This is a genomic window from Pandoraea morbifera, assembly GCF_902459575.1.
GTDB classification, from domain to species: domain Bacteria; phylum Pseudomonadota; class Gammaproteobacteria; order Burkholderiales; family Burkholderiaceae; genus Pandoraea; species Pandoraea morbifera.
On record NZ_CABPSD010000005.1, the window covers coordinates 308,366 to 323,697 of the forward strand.

Consider the following 15,332-nt stretch of genomic DNA (forward strand, 5'->3'; position numbering starts at 1 on the left):
CGTTTGATTCGATCTCTGACGTTCGCAATGAACCGGTCAAAACGGCCGTCCGCGACTGCGTTCCGAGCCGTCGAACCTGCCTGCGAGCCCCGCTCCACCTGGGTTTGCCCGATCAGTTGGCGCCGGCGGCGCGTTGTTGCAGGACATCGACCGCCGGCAGCGTCTTGCCCTCGAGGAATTCGAGGAAAGCGCCGCCGCCCGTCGAGATGTAGCTGACGTCGTCGGCAATGCCGTATTTGGCGATGGCCGCGAGCGTGTCGCCGCCACCGGCGATCGAGAAGCCCTTGGCCGCCGCGATGGCGCGCGCCAGCGTCTCGGTGCCGTGGCCGAACTGATCGAATTCGAATACGCCGACCGGACCGTTCCACACAATCGTGCCGGCGCCGCCCAGTTGCTCGGCGAGCTTGGCTGCCGTTTGCGGGCCGATGTCCAGGATCATGTCGTCGGCGGCCACGTCGGCGGCGGCCTTCACGGTCGCTTCGGCCGTGGCGCTGAATTCCTTCGCACACACGACGTCCGTGGGAATCGGCACCGAGGCGCCGCGTGCGGCCATGGCGTCGATGATGGCCTTCGCCTCGCCCACCAGATCCGCCTCGGCGAGCGACTTGCCGATCGGCAGACCGGCGGCCAGCATGAACGTATTGGCGATGCCACCGCCCACGATCAGTTGATCGACCTTGTCGGCGAGCGACTTGAGAATGGTGAGCTTGGTCGAGACCTTCGAGCCGGCGACGATTGCCACGAGCGGACGCGCCGGCGCGTTCAGCGCCTTGCCCAGCGCTTCGAGCTCGGCGGCCAGCAGCGGGCCGGCGCAGGCGACCGGCGCGTACTTCGCGATACCGTGCGTGGTCGCCTCGGCGCGGTGGGCCGTGCCGAAGGCATCGTTCACATAGACGTCGCACAGCTTGGCCATCTTCTGCGCCAGTTCGTCGTTGTCCTTCTTCTCGCCCTTGTTGACGCGGCAGTTCTCCAGCAGCACCACGGTGCCCGGCGCCACGTCGAAACCGCCGTCGACCCAGTTGGCCACGAGCTTCACGTCACGACCGAGCAATTCCGAGAGACGACCGGCGACCGGAGCGAGCGAGTCGGCGGGCTTGAATTCGCCTTCGGTCGGACGGCCCAAGTGTGACGTCACCATTACCGCGGCGCCGGCGTCGAGCGCCATCTGGATGGCCGGCACCGAAGCGCGAATACGCGTGTCTTCCGTGATGCGGCCCTCGTCGTCCTGCGGCACGTTCAAGTCGGCGCGGATGAAGACACGTTTGCCAGCGAGCTGGCCCTGGGCGATCAAATCGGTCAGACGTACGACGGAAGCCATGAGAATCCGGAATATATGGTGGGAAAAACATGCATTTTAACTGATCCGACCGCCGGATTGCCCATTTTGGCGTTCCGGGGTTCCGCCTACAGAAACAGCCGGCCAAGCGTGTAGACAGCCATGCCGACGACAATCATTTCGATCATGTTGCGCCGCCAGACGAACCAGGCCGTGGCCGCGATCGCCGCTGCCAGCTTGTGATTGCCCAGATGCACCGCGAACTGGTGATCGAGCAGCAGCACTTCGGGCACCACGATCACCGCCAGCGCGGCCGCCGGCGCATAGCGCAATGCGCGCTGGAGCCGTTGCGGCAATGTCACGCGCTCACCCGCCAACAGAAAGAAGGTGCGCGTAACGATCGTGATCGCCGTCATCGCCACGAAGGCGAACCAGATTTCGAAGGTGCTCATGAGCGCTCCTCGTCGCGACGCGGCGCATCCGCGGCATGCGTTGCGCTCGCCCCCACCGCTGACCTGCCCGAGGGGATATCGGCGGGCACGACACCGGACGCCGCCGGGATATCGGCGGGCACCACGCTGGATGCCGCCGTGGGCGCGGCGGCCGACACGCTGGCGGGCGCCACCGTCCGCGCGTCGTCGCGCGGGCCGGCTTCGATGCCGGTCGCCCCGCTCGCGACCCTGGCCGATGCCAGACGCTTCGCATGGCGCGCCGCGAGGTCGTCGCACACCATGCCGGCCGCAAGCGCGCCGAGCACGCCAAGCACAAGATTGAGCCGGTATGGCAGGTCGAATGCGAGCACGCCGATCACCGACGCAAGCGCGACGGCGAGCATCGTGGAACGGCTCGTGATCGTGTGAACCATCATGGGAATGAGCGCGAGCGTGCCGGCAAAGCCCAGGCCCCAGCTATCGGGAACGAGGGCGCCGAGCATGATGCCGAGGATCGACGACACATGCCAGACGGCCCAGTTGCTGAGGGTGATGCCGTAATACGTCCCCTCCTTGCCCGGGACGTAACCGCTCGCAAAATTCTGGTTCATGAACATCACGAAGCCGAGATCGCCGTTGACGTAGCCGAGCGCGATGCGGCGGGGCAACGACAAGTACGAGAAATGCGGCTGTAGCCCGGCGCTGAAGATCACGAAGCGCAGATTGACGATGCCGACCGTCAGCAGAATGGTCCACAAAGGCATCCCTGCGGCAAAGAGTGGCAGCGACGCGAGTTGCGCGGAGCCCGCATAGAGCATCAGGCTCATGCCGATGGCCTGGGGTACCGTGAGGACCGACTTGCTCATGGCGACCCCGGTCACGAGCCCCCAGGAGAAGATGGCTAGCAGAAGTGGCGAGATAATGCGAAAACCTGCCGCGAACCCATCACGTTCGGCGGCTGGCAAACGAAGCGTTGGCATGGTCGGTTGGGGGCGAGCGCCGCGGCAAGCGGCGCAGGGTGTGGCAAGGCGGGGCGAAGCGGTCCCGACGGCGCCCGGCACGCCCAAGATGACCGCAGGCGGTCACAGCGCCCGCCAGGGGTTGCCGGAGAGTCTCCTGACTATATTCATCGTTGGCGGCGGGCGACGCACCATTATAGTCATGTTAAATATTCGCTTACTACGCTAACGCCCGATATCGCCCGCTTTTTGCCGGGGCGCTCGCCACGGTGTCGCGTGCGCGCCACGCGCACAACAAAATGCCTGCCGGAAGCGGCCTGAGGCGTGGCGCCATACGCGGTGCGCCATCCGCAAAGGGCGGCGCCTGCTTTACAATAGCGTCTTTTGGTGAACGGCCGGGCACGGGCTTCCCGCCTGCCGCGGCCGCGCAATCCCCAGAGTTCCGAATACCCATCACGGTCTGAACCCAATGAGCGAAGTCAAACAAATGCCGGTCGTCGAAGTCGGCGCCGAAGATCTCCCGGTCCACTGCCCGAATCCGAAGATGGAAGCCTGGAGCGCCCACCCGCGCGTGTTCATCGACGTCACGCACGGCGAAGCCGCGTGTCCGTATTGCGGTACGCGCTATCGCCTGAAGGCCGGTGTCGTGCTCAAGGGTCACCACTGAGCCCGCAGCGCTCTGCCACGACCGGTTCCCGGTGCCATCCGACGCTGTCGCGCAGCACTCGCCGGTCGTTCGTCAGTTTCATCGCCACGCTTAACGTTTAGAGTCTCCGCCCAATGCATAAAGCCTTGGTGATCGCCCCCAACTGGATTGGGGACGCGCTGATGGCGCAGCCGTTGTTCACCCTGCTCAAGCGTCTGCATCCGCGTCTGACCATCGACGCGATCGCGCCGGGCTGGGTCGCCCCGGTTCTGGAACGCATGCCGGAGATTTCGCGCGTCGTCGCCACCGACCTCGCGCACGGCAAGTTGCAGCCGCTCGAGCGCTACCGGCTCGCGAGCGTGCTCGCCGACGAGGGTTACGACGCCGCCTACGTGTTGCCTAACTCGCTGAAGTCGGCCCTGATTCCGTGGCTGGCGCGCATCCCGTTGCGCATCGGCTACAAGGGCGAGCAGCGCTACGGCCTGCTCAACGTGCGTCATGCCAATCCGCGCAAGGATGAACGTCCGCCGATGGTGCGACATTACGCGGCGCTCGCGTTCGCACCGGGGGCCAAGCTGCCCGAAACGCTGCCCACGCCGCGCATCGAGACCGATCTGAACGAGTCGGCCCGCGTTTTCGCGCGTTTCGGCCTCGATTTGCGCGTCCCGCTGGTCGTGTTCTGCCCGGGCGCCGAGTTCGGCCCGGCCAAACGTTGGCCGACCGGCCACTTCGCGCAACTGGCACAGCTGGTTCGTCGCTCGTTCCCGTACGCGCAGATCATCGCGCTCGGCTCGGGCAAGGACGGCGCGCTGGCGCAGCAGATCGCGGCCGACGCCCCCTTCGTGCGCAATCTCTGTGGGCAGACCTCGCTGGCCGAAGCCTGTGCGTTGCTCGCGCGTGCCAATGCCGTGGTAAGCAACGACTCTGGGCTCATGCATGTGAGCGCGGCGTTGCGTCGCCCGCAGATCGCCCTGTTCGGCTCGTCCGATCCGCGCCACACGCCGCCGTTGTCCGACCAGGCGCACGTCCTGTGGCTACAATTGGAGTGCAGTCCGTGTTTCGCCCGCGAATGTCCGCTGGGCCACACGCGCTGCCTCAACGAGTTGATGCCCGAGCATGTGTTCGCGAACCTTCGCAACATCCTGCTCACGCAGCGCTGATGCCACCCAGGGTGGTGCGGCCTTCAGCCCGATCCGGTCAACTTCAACGGTAAATCCCCATGCCACGTTTCGTCCGCTTGTTCGATGCCGCCAGTGAAACCATCACGGCCTTTTATGACGCGCTGCGCCGCGGGCAGACGGATCGCGCGATGTCGCTCTGGGCGAACGAGGATTTCGTCAGCTACATTCGCGCCGACGGCACTCGTTGGGACGGCCTCGAGCAGATCCGCAGCGGCCTGGTGGCCCAGTTCACGCAGAGCGTGGTGCTGATCGATTCGCTCGACACGACCGAGTACGACACCGTGGGCACGGTCGTGCACACGGCCACCGAAGCCATGCGCGTGGGCAAGGAAGACGCCGGACAGACCACCGCCCAGCTCATTCACACCACCTACGTGCTGGTGCATGAGCAAGGCGACTGGCGCTTTGCCCACATCCACTCCAGCCCCTTGCCGCCGCATGCCGTCGAGCAGTTCAGCCTGATGATGCACGCGCGTCCGGACGGGCTGCACTGACCCGGCCGGAGTCGCGATGACGGCACGCCCGGCGGCATTTCTCCCCCAGGATTTCCGCTCGCCGCGCTGGCTGCCCGACGGGCACAGCCAGACGATCTATCCTGCCTTGCTCGGACGCCGCCCCACTGTCGAGTTCAGGCGCGAGACGTGGGACACGCCCGACGGCGATTTCGTCGACGTCGACTGGCTGGTCACCCCGCCCGCATCCAGGAGGGCGCCTCCGGCCCCCGATGCGCTCGTCGAGACACCGCTCGTCGTGCTGTTTCATGGACTTGAAGGCGGCTCCGGCAGCCACTACGCCAGAACGTTGATGCGCGAGGTCGAAGCGCAGGGCTGGCGTGGCGTGATACCGCACTTTCGCAGTTGCAGCGGACGCATGAACCGCGCGCCGCGCTTCTACCACTCGGGCGACAGCACCGAGATCGAGTGGATGCTGCAACGTTTGCGCGCGAGCACATCGGGTCCGATCTTCGCGGCGGGCGTATCGCTGGGCGGCAATGTCCTGCTGCGCTGGCTTGGCGAGCGCGAGGCGCACGCCACTGGCATCGTCAGCGCCGCCTGCGCCATTTCGGCGCCGCTCGACCTGCGCGCGGGGGGGCTCGCGCTCTCGCACGGCTTCAACATGGTTTACACGCGCAATTTTCTGGGCACGCTCAAGAAGAAGGCACTTGCCAAGCTCGATCAATACCCGGGCCTCTACGACCGCGACCTCATGTTGGCGGCGCGCGACCTCGGCGAATTCGATCATGTGGTCACGGCGCCGCTGCACGGCTATCACAGTGCATTCGACTATTACACCCGCGCCTCGAGCAAGCCGATCCTGCCGGCCATCGAGGTCCCGACGCTCGTCATCAATGCGCGCAACGATCCGTTCCAGCCGGCGAGCGCCTTGCCGGGCGAGGATGACGTCGGCCGCTTCGTGCACCTGCTGCAACCCGCGCACGGCGGGCACGTCGGCTTCATGAGCGGGCCGTTCCCGGGCGGCATGACGTGGATGCCGCACACGGTCGTCGAGTATTTCCGTCAATTCTTGCCGAATGCGGCTTAGGCGCGTGCACCCCGCGAGGATGTCCCATGGATGAAATCGTTCGACAGGCAATGGCCAAGTGGCCCAACGTACCGCACTGCTATGGATGGCTGGCGCTCGATCGTCGCGGGCAGTGGCGCATGCGCGACGATGCGGCGCAGGCGGCGGGTGCCGCGGGCGATCCGATTCGTCACGAGGCACTGCTGGCATTCATCGCCCGAAATTACGCCTGCGACGAGGTCGGGCGTTGGTACTTCCAGAACGGGCCGCAACGCGTCTATGTGTCGCTGGCCTATGCGCCGTTCGTCGTGCGTCTCACATGGGACGCCGCAGCCCATGAAGGCCGCGGCGCGCCGGTGCTGACCGATCAGTTGGGCCGACCGTTCGTCCCCAGCGCGTGCCTGCTCGACGAAGACGGCAACGTGGCGTTCGCGGGCGCCGTTCGCTCGGAGGGTGCCGACATGCCGAATGCGCCACTGGCGCTACTGCACGATCACGATATCGATCTGCTCACGCAAGTGTCGGACTTGCCGCAGGCGTTCGAGCTGGCCGAGACCGCCGACGATACGGCCGATGCCAGGGCGGCGGTGCGCCTGCATTGGCGCAACGGCGACTCGCTGCCGTTCGCGACGGTTCGTGCGGGCACGCTGCCACAGACCTATGGGTTCGAGCGAGATCCGCAAGCGCCGGCTACGCCGGGAGACTGACCGCACCCCGGCGACATCTCGCGCGAGGGGAGCCGGGTGACGACATGCATTTCGCCGTGCGAGCCCCGCTCACCCGAACTGCTTGTCGAAGTCCTTCTCTTCTTCCTTGTCTTCCTTGTACCGGCGCTGAAACTCGTGCAATCGGGCGTCGATGGTCGAAAGTTCGTAGAAGTCGGCGTCACCGGCATCGCGGGCGAGCTTCAATTGACTCACGGCCGCCATCCATTGCCCCTGCAACGCATACTGTTCCGCGAGCGCTTCGTGCTGTCGGGCGCGCTTGCCTCCCGCTGCCCACGCGCCGGCCAGGGCACGCCACCAGATCGGCTCGCTGCGATAACGCTCCACTTGCGCCTGCAGGAACTTCGTCGCGTCCGGAATCCGGTGAGCGGCCACCAGCGCATCGGCATACGCCATGTCCGCCGCCTGCGATAGCGGAAATGCCGCGCGTGCCTGCACCGCGATGCGCAGCGCGTCGTCCGGCCTGCCCGACGCACGCGCGATGTCCGATGCGAGCACCGCCAGACTCGGCGTGCCGGGACCGCTTCCGCCGAAGGCCGCGCGTGCGTTCTCCAACGCTTCGCGTGCGGGCGCCCAGCGGTTTTGCTTGTACTCGGCGAGCGCAACCGCGTACCAGGCGCCCGCCACGCTCGGCGCGGTCTGGGTGCGAATGGCGGCGCGTTGTGCGTCGGCGATCGTGGCGTAGTCGCTCGCCGACTTCTGCTGCAGCACCAGCGAACGCGCGCGCACGAACTGGTATTCGGGCGATTGTTCCGGTTGACGATATCCCGCGTTGCGCGAACGGTTGAGCATGTCGGCAATGCGGTCCGTCGTCAGAGGGTGGGTGCGCACGTATTCGGGCACGCCGGCTTCGTTGATCGCGTCCGCGCGCTGCAGTCGCTCGAAGAACGTCGGCATGGCATAGGTATCGAAGCCGGCTGCCTGCAACAACTGGAAACCGACCCGGTCGGCCTCGCGTTCCGCGTCGCGCGAAAAACGCAATTGCCGATCGACGGCCAGTCCCTGTCCGCCCATCGCGATGCCCATGCCAAGATCCGAACTGCGCGCGCCCACCCCGGCGAGCAGGCCGAGCAGCAGGCCGCCCAGCGCAATCCACGAGTTTTGCGCCTGCTGGCCGAGCATTCGCGCGATGTGATGTTGCAGCACGTGTCCCGTCTCGTGGCCCACGACCGAGGCGAGTTCCGATTCGGTGCGCGTGGCGACGATCAGCCCGGTGTTGATGCCGATGAAACCGCCGGGCAGCGAGAACGCGTTGATCGCCGAGTCGCGCACCACGAAAAACTCGAAGCTTTGGCTAGCGTCCAGGCCGACCTTGCGCGTGGCGGCCACGAGCTTGCCGCCGAGGCCATTCACGTAATCGGAGAGCAACAGGTCGGACAGGTAATCCGGATCCGCGCGAATTTCGCGCATCACGCGCTCGCCGAGCTTGCGCTCCATGGCGGGCGACAGATCGGAGGCGGAACTCTGGCCGAGCGTGGGAAGCGCCTGCGCGGCGACTTGCGTCGGCACGACTGCGGCGGCAAACGTGACCGCCGTCACCACGGGCAACATGCCGCATGCGACGGCGCGAGGCCACCGGACACGGGAGACGATGCGGGCGCGTGGCGGCATGGCGCTCATGCGCGGCACCGCGACAGACGAAGCACGGGGATCATGCGAGACATGCTGAACATGCGGATGAAGGCGCGGAACGAACGTGACGAACGCGTCATGGCAAATGGGCGCCGCGTGGCGCTGATCACTCGAGGCTGCTGCTATGATAGCAGCCAGACATGGACGTTCCGCGCCACGGCACAAACGTTCCCAATACAACAAGACACGCCCCCCTTCAGGCTTGCGACACGGGCATCCGTCAGCCTTTTCGAGGGCAGTGGCGACAGACCTCTTTCAGCATCGACTCATGGCAGAACTCACCCATTTCGACAGCGCCGGACAGGCCCACATGGTTGACGTCGGCGGCAAGGACAGCACGCATCGCATCGCCGTCGCGCGCGGCACCATCCGGATGAAGCCGGAAACGCTGGCACTGATTCGCACCGGCTCGGCAAAGAAAGGCGACGTGCTCGGCATCGCCCGCATCGCCGCCATCCAGGGCGCGAAGCGCACGGCCGATCTGATTCCGCTGTGCCATCCGCTCGCCCTCACGCGCGTCAGCGTGGAATTCCTGATCGACGACGGTGCCAACGCCGTTCATTGCCGTGCCCAGGTCGAGACCGTCGGTCGCACCGGCGTCGAGATGGAAGCGTTGACGGCCGTGCAGGTGGGACTGCTGACCATTTACGACATGTGCAAGGCGGTGGATCGCGGCATGACGATGACCGACGTGCGCGTGCTGGAAAAGCACGGCGGCAAGTCGGGCGACTGGGTGGCCCAGGATCTCGAAAGCAACTGAGCGCCGGCGCGCGCCGCGTTCAGGCGCGTCGGGATGCCGTCCACTGCACGGCGAGAATGCTCGCGAAGACCATCGCGAGCCCGACGAACGCGAAGCCCCGAATCGCCTGACCGAGCAGGACCCAGCCGAGCACGACCGCTGTCAACGGGCTGAGCAGTCCGAGCGACGACACCGCCACGGGCGTCAGCCGGGCAATGCCGCGAAACCACAGTGCGTAGGCCAGCAAGGCACCCGCCATTGACAGGTACAGATACCCCAGCGCCTGCCACAGCGTGATGCCCGGCAGCGGCGCATCGGCGAACCAGGCCACGGGCGCGAGCATCAGCCCCCCCAACATCAGTTGCCAGCCCGTGAGCGCCAGCACGGGCATGTCCATACGCCACCGGCGCGTGAGATAGGTTCCCGTCGCCATGCTCGCCGCGCCGGCCAGTGCCGCCAGGATTCCCACCGGCTCGAAGACGGTTCCCGGCGAGAGCAACAGAATGCCCATGCCGACGACGCCGGCCACCGCAGCCCAGACGGTCGAACCCAATGGGCGCCGCTGCTCCGCTCCCCATGCCAGCGCCATGACCAGCAACGGCTGGATCGCGCCGACCACGGCGGCCAACCCGCCCGGCAAACGATAGGCGGCGACGAACAACAGCGCCTGGAATGCGCCGATGTTCAGCGCGGAAAGCACCAGCAAACGCCCCCAGTCGCGTGAAGCCGGCAAACGGCGAGTGCAAAGCAACAGGAGCAGGCCGGACGGCAGCACACGAATCAGCGCCGCCGTAAACGGACGATCGGGCGGCAGCACCTGCGTCGTCACGATATAGGTCGAGCCCCAGATCATCGGTGCAAACGCCGTCAACAGGACGTCAGCCCAGCGCACGCCCGAGGGCGAAGTGGTCGCGGAAGTTGTCATTGCCATTTATCTTCAATTCAAGATAAATGGAGTTTGGTATCATTTTGTCTTGAAGTCAAGACAACTGGAGTCACGCATGACGAATCGGTCCACGGGCAATCGCGCAACCAGGGTCACGCAAACCGTGCCGTCCGGGCAGGACGCGGCCCCGGCATCGCCGCCGCATGCGCGTCACGGGGACGCCGTCGACGCCATCCTCGCGCAATGGCACCGGGAGCGCCCCGATCTCGACGTCTCGCCGATGGGCGTGATTGGACGGCTCAAACGATGTGCGGCGCTGGTGCAGCAGCAACTCGACGCCACGTTCGCGACGTTCGACATGAGCGGCTGGGAATTCGACATGTTGGCAACGTTGCGTCGCTCGGGCGCGCCTTATCGGCTGGCGCCGACGGCGCTGTTTTCCACGCTGATGGTGACGTCGGGCACGATGACGCACCGATTGCAGCGCCTGGAAGCACGGGGCTGGATCGGGCGCGTGCCGAACCCGGACGACGCGCGCAGCACGCTGGTCCAATTGACCGATGCCGGATTCGCGTTGATCGAACGTGCCGTCGAGGCCCATGTGGCCAACGAGCATCGCATGCTCGCGCCCCTGCCCGATGCAGCGCTCTCCGACATCGAGGCAGGCCTGAGCGCGTGGTTGCGGGCGCTCGAAACTGAAAAGTGATCGGGGAAAGCCATCCATCGGCCGGCGTCCACGGCCTCGGTAGCAGCGCTACGCGGGGGCGGCTTCTGCGTTTTCGAGCGGGCCCGCCCGGGGCCCTGTCCCGAGCGAGACAGCGATGGCGGCATCAGGCCGCGGCGCCCTCGCGCACACGTTGGCGCTGCGGCCAGAAATACCACACGGCGCCGAGCACCTGCAGCACGACGAGCGCCGTCCATGCGGAGAAGTGAGCTTGCGCGCTGTGAGCGGTGTAAGCGCCCAGTATGGCCCCCACCCCCAGCTGGCACAGGAAGATCAGCACGAAGATGACGAGCGTGAGCGAAGTGTTCACGCGTCCGATCAGCGTTCCGTGAAAGTGTTCGGCAAGCACCGCGTACGACAGAATGCCCGTGCCGCCGAAGATCCCGTAGGCCGCCCATAGCCACATCGGAGGGATGGGCGTGCGCAGCATGAGCAGCACCTGCACGACGACGAACAACACCATGCCCACGCCGGAGAATGCGAAAACACTCAGGCCCCGTCGCTCCAGCGAACGGGCCGCCGCGCCGAAGCCGACGCTACCGGCCATCATGGCGAGCCCGACAACGGACACCAGCGAGGCCGCCTGCGTCTCGCTCATGCCTTCGACGTCGCGCATGAACGGCGCCATCCACAGCGACTGCATGGCGTAAAACACGCCTTGCGTCATTCCTGACAGCGACGTCACCTTCCAGAACATGGCACTGCCGAGCACCTGCCGCACGCCCTGCAGCGCCTCGGCCAGCCCGCCCTGCGCGTGCGAGCCCGGCTTCTCAGGAGCGCCGAACCAGAGCGCCGCCGACATGAACACCGTCAGCGCCGCCAACCCGAACGACACCATCCGCCAATCGGTCAGGCCGAGCAGCCATGTCAGCGGCGTGCCGACGACCACCCCGCCCATGCCCCCAACAGCCATCACCAGGCCGTTGAGCAGCGGCAGGCGCGCGACCGGAAACCACATTGCCAGCGCCTTGAACGCACTGCCAAGACATACCGAGACGCCCACACCGATCAGCAGACGTCCGACCATGAGCGCGCCCACGCCTTGCGCCAACCCAAACGTGGCGGCGCCGGCGGCAGCCAGCAGCAGCACGAGCGAGGCGACCCGGCGTGGGCCGAATTTGTCGAGCAGCACGCCCGCGGGCAACTGCGCGCCAGCGAAACCGAGGAAGTAGAGGCTGGTCAACAGGCCGAGATCGGCGGACGAGAGGCCAAGTTCGCGCGTCATGAAGGGGGCGAACCCGATGTTCACGCCGCGGTACACATACGAGACGAAGTAGCCGCAGGCGAACAGCACGAAAATCCGAAGGGCTTTCGACATGGACGATACCTTGCTGAATTGCTTGGGTAGGGATTGTCAGCGCAACGCTGCGATCAGGCCAACGAAACCTTTGCGCTCGCATTGTGAGTAGAATTTGACATCATGTTCCAGCACCTTCCCCCCCTCCAATCCCTGCGTGCACTTGAGGCGGCAGCGCGTCACCGGAGCTTTACCCGGGCCGCCGAAGAATTGAATTTGACGCACAGTGCCGTGAGCCATCACATGCGATCGCTCGAGCAGCAGCTCGGCACAGCCCTGTTTCGTCGCGTCGGCGCGCGCATGATCCCGACCAGCGTCGGCGCGCGGCTGGCCGAACGCGTGCGCATCGGGATGTCGGAACTCGACGAAGCGATGAGCGAGGCCCGGGCCGGCACGGTCCCCGACGTGTCGCTCGCGACGGTACGCCTCGAAGTCAGCGTCATGACCGATCTTGCCGCGCAATGGCTCATTCCCCGTCTGGGTTGCTTTAGCGAGCAACACCCGAATATCGATCTGGTGGTCCGGATCCATGCCGATATCCCGGCGCCCGACCCCTATTCGGTCGACGTGGGTATCTGGCATCAGCGGGTGGAGAAGCCGGGGTTCGTCACGCGCAAGCTGCTCGACGACCACGTCATCGCGGTGTGCCATCCGGCGTTGATTGCCCGCGTGCCCGATTTCACGCTCGCCGATGTGTCAAAGCTGCCCATGCTGCGCTTTTCCTATCGCTCGTGGCGAGACTGGCAGGTTGCGGCCGGCTTGCCGCCGCACGAGCCCACGCGCGGACCGATCTTCGACGATTCGGGATTGCTGCTGCGAGCAGCCCTTGCGGGGCAAGGCGTTGCCACCACACGCAGCTTGCTGGTGCGAGACGCACTCGCGTCCGGGGAACTGGTGCAGATCGGCGACATTCAGGTGCCGCCCAGCCTCGAGTATTACGTCAGTTGGCGTGAGAACCATCCGCGGGAGCGTTCCATTCACGCGTTCTGGCAGTGGATGCAGGCGCAGATCGCCGCCACGACGCCGCAGGTGCCACCGGCAATCGGCGGCGCGGGTATGGATACCGCAACGCCCGGCACGCCAACCCGACCGGCTCGGTAGCTCGGCAGGCAAAAAAAACGGCAACGAGTCCCGGAGAACTCGTTGCCGTTTTGGCGCGGGCCGACGTGATCGAGACCACGGGGCCCTGCGACCGGGCAGTGGGCGCCTCGCGGCGCCCGGTCAAGCCGTCTCTCGCGAGACTTACATGCCCATGCCCATGCCGCCCATGCCGCCCATGTCACCCATGCCGCCAGGCATCGGTGCATCTTCCTTCGGCAGTTCGGCGACGGCGCAGTCGGTGGTGAGCATCAGGCCCGACACCGAAGCGGCGTTTTGCAGTGCCGTGCGGGTGACCTTCGTCGGGTCCACGACGCCCATTTCCACCAGGTCGCCGTACTCGCCGGTCGAAGCGTTGTAGCCGAAGTTACCCTTGCCTTCCACGACCTTGGCCACCACGACGCTGGCTTCTTCGCCACCGTTCGTGACGATCTGGCGCAGCGGCTCTTCCATGGCGCGCAGGACGATCTTGATACCGGCGTCCTGGTCGGGGTTGGCACCCTTGATGCCCGACACGGCAACGCGAGCACGCAGCAGAGCGACACCGCCGCCCGGGACGATGCCTTCTTCCACGGCAGCGCGGGTGGCGTGCAGCGCGTCTTCCACGCGTGCCTTCTTTTCCTTCATTTCGACTTCGGTCGCGGCGCCGACCTTGATCACGGCAACACCGCCGGCCAGCTTGGCCACGCGCTCTTGCAGCTTTTCACGGTCGTAGTCGCTCGACGCTTCTTCGATCTGAGCGCGGATCTGCTTGACGCGCGCTTCGATGTTCGCGGCTTCACCGGCGCCATCGATGATGATGGTGTTTTCCTTGCCGATTTCGATGCGCTTGGCCTGGCCCAGTTCGTTGAGCGTCGCCTTTTCCAGCGTCAGACCAATTTCCTCGGCGATGACCTGGCCGCCCGTGAGGATGGCGATGTCTTCCAGCATGGCCTTGCGACGGTCGCCGAAGCCCGGGGCCTTGACGGCGCAGGTCTTCAGGATGCCGCGGATGTTGTTGACCACCAGCGTTGCGAGGGCTTCGCCTTCGACGTCTTCGGCGATGATCAGCAGCGGACGGCCGGCCTTGGCGACTTGCTCGAGCACCGGCAGCAGGTCACGGATGTTCGAGATCTTCTTGTCGAACAGCAGGACGAACGGGTTCTCCAGGATCGCGACTTGCTTTTCCGGGGTGTTGATGAAGTACGGCGAGAGGTAGCCGCGGTCGAATTGCATGCCTTCGACGACGTCCAGTTCGTCCTGGAGCGACTTGCCGTCTTCGACGGTGATCACGCCTTCCTTGCCGACCTTGTCCATGGCGGCGGCGATGTAGTCACCGATCGAGGTGTCGCTGTTGGCCGAGATCGAACCGACCTGAGCGATTTCCTTGTTGGTGGTGCAGGGCTTGCTGATCTTGCGCAGTTCGTCGATGGCGGCGGCAACGGCCTTGTCGATACCGCGCTTGAGGTCCATCGGGTTCATGCCGGCGGCCACGAACTTCATGCCTTCGCGGACGATCGACTGGGCGAGCACCGTAGCGGTGGTGGTACCGTCACCGGCGTTGTCGCTGGTCTTGGAAGCCACTTCCTTGACCATTTGCGCGCCCATGTTCTGGAGCTTGTCCTTGAGTTCGATTTCCTTGGCGACCGACACACCGTCCTTGGTCACGGTCGGGCCGCCGAAGCTGCGCTCGAGCACGACGTTACGGCCCTTCGGGCCCAGGGTCACCTTGACGGCGTTGGCGAGGATGTTGACGCCCTCGACCATCTTGGCACGAGCGGCATCGCCGAAAACGACTTCTTTAGCTGCCATTGCAATAACTCCTTGAATACTTTACGTAGATGTCCTGGGGGAGACAGACTTAGGCGGCCACGACGGCCATGATGTCTTCTTCGCGCATGACCAGCAGTTCCTGGCCATCGACCTTCACGCTTTGACCAGCATACTTGCCGAACAGAACGCGGTCGCCCACCTTCACGTCAAGTGCGATCGCCTTGCCTTGATCGTCACGCTTGCCCGGGCCGACAGCCAGGATTTCACCCTGGTCCGGCTTCTCGGCAGCGGCGTCCGGGATCACGATGCCCGATGCGGTCTTCGTTTCGTTGTCCAGGCGCTTGACAATAACGCGGTCATGCAAGGGACGAAGGTTCATTACAAGCTCCTCTTTCTCTCAATGAGATCGTCAAAACAAATATGCAATCGTTTGCATATGCTATGAATTCATGGCGTTAGCACTCT

The 15,332-nt window shown here is 65.4% G+C and carries 15 protein-coding genes and 1 pseudogene; 8 read left to right on the forward strand and 8 right to left on the reverse strand.

The features are described from left to right. Positions 1–112: 112 nt before the first annotated feature. The 3 genes and pseudogenes from PMO31116_RS11230 to PMO31116_RS11240 all read right to left on the reverse strand — a co-directional run. The gene (locus PMO31116_RS11230; RefSeq protein WP_150566785.1) at positions 113–1,318 is read right to left on the reverse strand and encodes a phosphoglycerate kinase; all 1,206 of its coding nucleotides are present in this window, start codon (positions 1,316–1,318) and stop codon (positions 113–115) included. 86 nt (positions 1,319–1,404) lie between these two features. Beyond that, entirely contained in the window at positions 1,405–1,728 is a 324-nt protein-coding gene (locus tag PMO31116_RS11235) for an AzlD domain-containing protein (RefSeq protein ID WP_023594884.1), read from the reverse strand. A gap of 227 nt (positions 1,729–1,955) precedes the next feature. Further along, positions 1,956–2,687 (reverse strand): annotated as a pseudogene (locus PMO31116_RS11240) (AzlC family ABC transporter permease); the annotation flags it as partial. 448 nt (positions 2,688–3,135) lie between these two features. On the opposite strand from PMO31116_RS11240, the gene PMO31116_RS11245 reads away from it, so the two are divergent. The 5 genes from PMO31116_RS11245 (at position 3,136) to PMO31116_RS11265 (ending at position 6,721) form a co-directional block, all read left to right on the forward strand. Further along, entirely contained in the window at positions 3,136–3,333 is a 198-nt protein-coding gene (locus PMO31116_RS11245) for a zinc-finger domain-containing protein (RefSeq protein WP_023594882.1), read from the forward strand. Positions 3,334–3,446: 113 nt separating this feature from the next. Continuing rightward, on the forward strand, positions 3,447–4,472 hold the full coding sequence (gene waaF, locus PMO31116_RS11250; RefSeq protein ID WP_023871966.1) for a lipopolysaccharide heptosyltransferase II: 1,026 nt from the start codon (positions 3,447–3,449) through the stop codon (positions 4,470–4,472). 59 nt (positions 4,473–4,531) lie between these two features. Beyond that, a complete protein-coding gene (locus tag PMO31116_RS11255; protein WP_023594880.1) occupies positions 4,532–4,987 on the forward strand; it encodes a nuclear transport factor 2 family protein in 456 nt (151 codons plus the stop codon). A 16-nt stretch (positions 4,988–5,003) separates the two neighbouring features. Then, the gene (locus PMO31116_RS11260; RefSeq protein ID WP_150566786.1) at positions 5,004–6,035 is read left to right on the forward strand and encodes a YheT family hydrolase; all 1,032 of its coding nucleotides are present in this window, start codon (positions 5,004–5,006) and stop codon (positions 6,033–6,035) included. 26 nt (positions 6,036–6,061) lie between these two features. Next, positions 6,062–6,721 (forward strand): DUF2946 family protein, encoded by a 660-nt coding sequence (locus PMO31116_RS11265; RefSeq protein WP_150566787.1) that lies wholly within the window; start codon positions 6,062–6,064, stop codon positions 6,719–6,721. Between the two features lie 69 nt (positions 6,722–6,790). Here the strand turns inward: PMO31116_RS11265 and PMO31116_RS11270 are convergent, their stop codons facing one another. Continuing rightward, positions 6,791–8,359 (reverse strand): M48 family metalloprotease, encoded by a 1,569-nt coding sequence (locus PMO31116_RS11270; protein ID WP_246185252.1) that lies wholly within the window; start codon positions 8,357–8,359, stop codon positions 6,791–6,793. Positions 8,360–8,639: 280 nt separating this feature from the next. Between PMO31116_RS11270 and moaC the strand changes: the two genes are divergently transcribed. Beyond that, positions 8,640–9,131: a cyclic pyranopterin monophosphate synthase MoaC gene (gene moaC / locus PMO31116_RS11275; RefSeq protein WP_023871969.1), complete on the forward strand. Its 492-nt coding sequence runs from the start codon at positions 8,640–8,642 to the stop codon at positions 9,129–9,131. A gap of 19 nt (positions 9,132–9,150) precedes the next feature. Here moaC and PMO31116_RS11280 read toward each other — a convergent pair whose 3' ends face one another. Then, positions 9,151–10,035 (reverse strand): EamA family transporter, encoded by an 885-nt coding sequence (locus PMO31116_RS11280; protein WP_425494787.1) that lies wholly within the window; start codon positions 10,033–10,035, stop codon positions 9,151–9,153. Between the two features lie 76 nt (positions 10,036–10,111). Between PMO31116_RS11280 and PMO31116_RS11285 the strand changes: the two genes are divergently transcribed. Further along, on the forward strand, positions 10,112–10,702 hold the full coding sequence (locus tag PMO31116_RS11285; RefSeq protein ID WP_150566788.1) for a MarR family winged helix-turn-helix transcriptional regulator: 591 nt from the start codon (positions 10,112–10,114) through the stop codon (positions 10,700–10,702). A 124-nt stretch (positions 10,703–10,826) separates the two neighbouring features. On the opposite strand, the gene PMO31116_RS11290 is transcribed toward PMO31116_RS11285, so the two are convergent. Continuing rightward, entirely contained in the window at positions 10,827–12,038 is a 1,212-nt protein-coding gene (locus PMO31116_RS11290) for an MFS transporter (protein ID WP_150566789.1), read from the reverse strand. 102 nt (positions 12,039–12,140) lie between these two features. Between PMO31116_RS11290 and PMO31116_RS11295 the strand changes: the two genes are divergently transcribed. After that, positions 12,141–13,118, forward strand: a complete 978-nt coding sequence (locus PMO31116_RS11295; RefSeq protein WP_150566790.1) for a LysR substrate-binding domain-containing protein — start codon at positions 12,141–12,143, stop codon at positions 13,116–13,118. 141 nt (positions 13,119–13,259) lie between these two features. Here the strand turns inward: PMO31116_RS11295 and groL are convergent, their stop codons facing one another. Continuing rightward, positions 13,260–14,906, reverse strand: a complete 1,647-nt coding sequence (groL, locus tag PMO31116_RS11300; protein WP_150566791.1) for a chaperonin GroEL — start codon at positions 14,904–14,906, stop codon at positions 13,260–13,262. A 49-nt stretch (positions 14,907–14,955) separates the two neighbouring features. After that, complete coding sequence (groES, locus tag PMO31116_RS11305; protein ID WP_023594870.1) at positions 14,956–15,246, reverse strand: co-chaperone GroES; 291 nt, start codon at positions 15,244–15,246, stop codon at positions 14,956–14,958. Positions 15,247–15,332: the final 86 nt, after the last annotated feature.

Coding starts and splice junctions, on each gene's coding strand:
- PMO31116_RS11230 (WP_150566785.1), bottom strand. CDS start 1,318: ATGGCTTCCGTCGTACGTCTGACCGATTTGATCGCCCAGGGCCAGCTC.
- PMO31116_RS11235 (WP_023594884.1), bottom strand. CDS start 1,728: ATGAGCACCTTCGAAATCTGGTTCGCCTTCGTGGCGATGACGGCGATC.
- PMO31116_RS11245 (WP_023594882.1), top strand. CDS start 3,136: ATGAGCGAAGTCAAACAAATGCCGGTCGTCGAAGTCGGCGCCGAAGAT.
- waaF (WP_023871966.1), top strand. CDS start 3,447: ATGCATAAAGCCTTGGTGATCGCCCCCAACTGGATTGGGGACGCGCTG.
- PMO31116_RS11255 (WP_023594880.1), top strand. CDS start 4,532: ATGCCACGTTTCGTCCGCTTGTTCGATGCCGCCAGTGAAACCATCACG.
- PMO31116_RS11260 (WP_150566786.1), top strand. CDS start 5,004: ATGACGGCACGCCCGGCGGCATTTCTCCCCCAGGATTTCCGCTCGCCG.
- PMO31116_RS11265 (WP_150566787.1), top strand. CDS start 6,062: ATGGATGAAATCGTTCGACAGGCAATGGCCAAGTGGCCCAACGTACCG.
- PMO31116_RS11270 (WP_246185252.1), bottom strand. CDS start 8,359: ATGAGCGCCATGCCGCCACGCGCCCGCATCGTCTCCCGTGTCCGGTGG.
- moaC (WP_023871969.1), top strand. CDS start 8,640: ATGGCAGAACTCACCCATTTCGACAGCGCCGGACAGGCCCACATGGTT.
- PMO31116_RS11280 (WP_425494787.1), bottom strand. CDS start 10,035: ATGACAACTTCCGCGACCACTTCGCCCTCGGGCGTGCGCTGGGCTGAC.
- PMO31116_RS11285 (WP_150566788.1), top strand. CDS start 10,112: ATGACGAATCGGTCCACGGGCAATCGCGCAACCAGGGTCACGCAAACC.
- PMO31116_RS11290 (WP_150566789.1), bottom strand. CDS start 12,038: ATGTCGAAAGCCCTTCGGATTTTCGTGCTGTTCGCCTGCGGCTACTTC.
- PMO31116_RS11295 (WP_150566790.1), top strand. CDS start 12,141: ATGTTCCAGCACCTTCCCCCCCTCCAATCCCTGCGTGCACTTGAGGCG.
- groL (WP_150566791.1), bottom strand. CDS start 14,906: ATGGCAGCTAAAGAAGTCGTTTTCGGCGATGCCGCTCGTGCCAAGATG.
- groES (WP_023594870.1), bottom strand. CDS start 15,246: ATGAACCTTCGTCCCTTGCATGACCGCGTTATTGTCAAGCGCCTGGAC.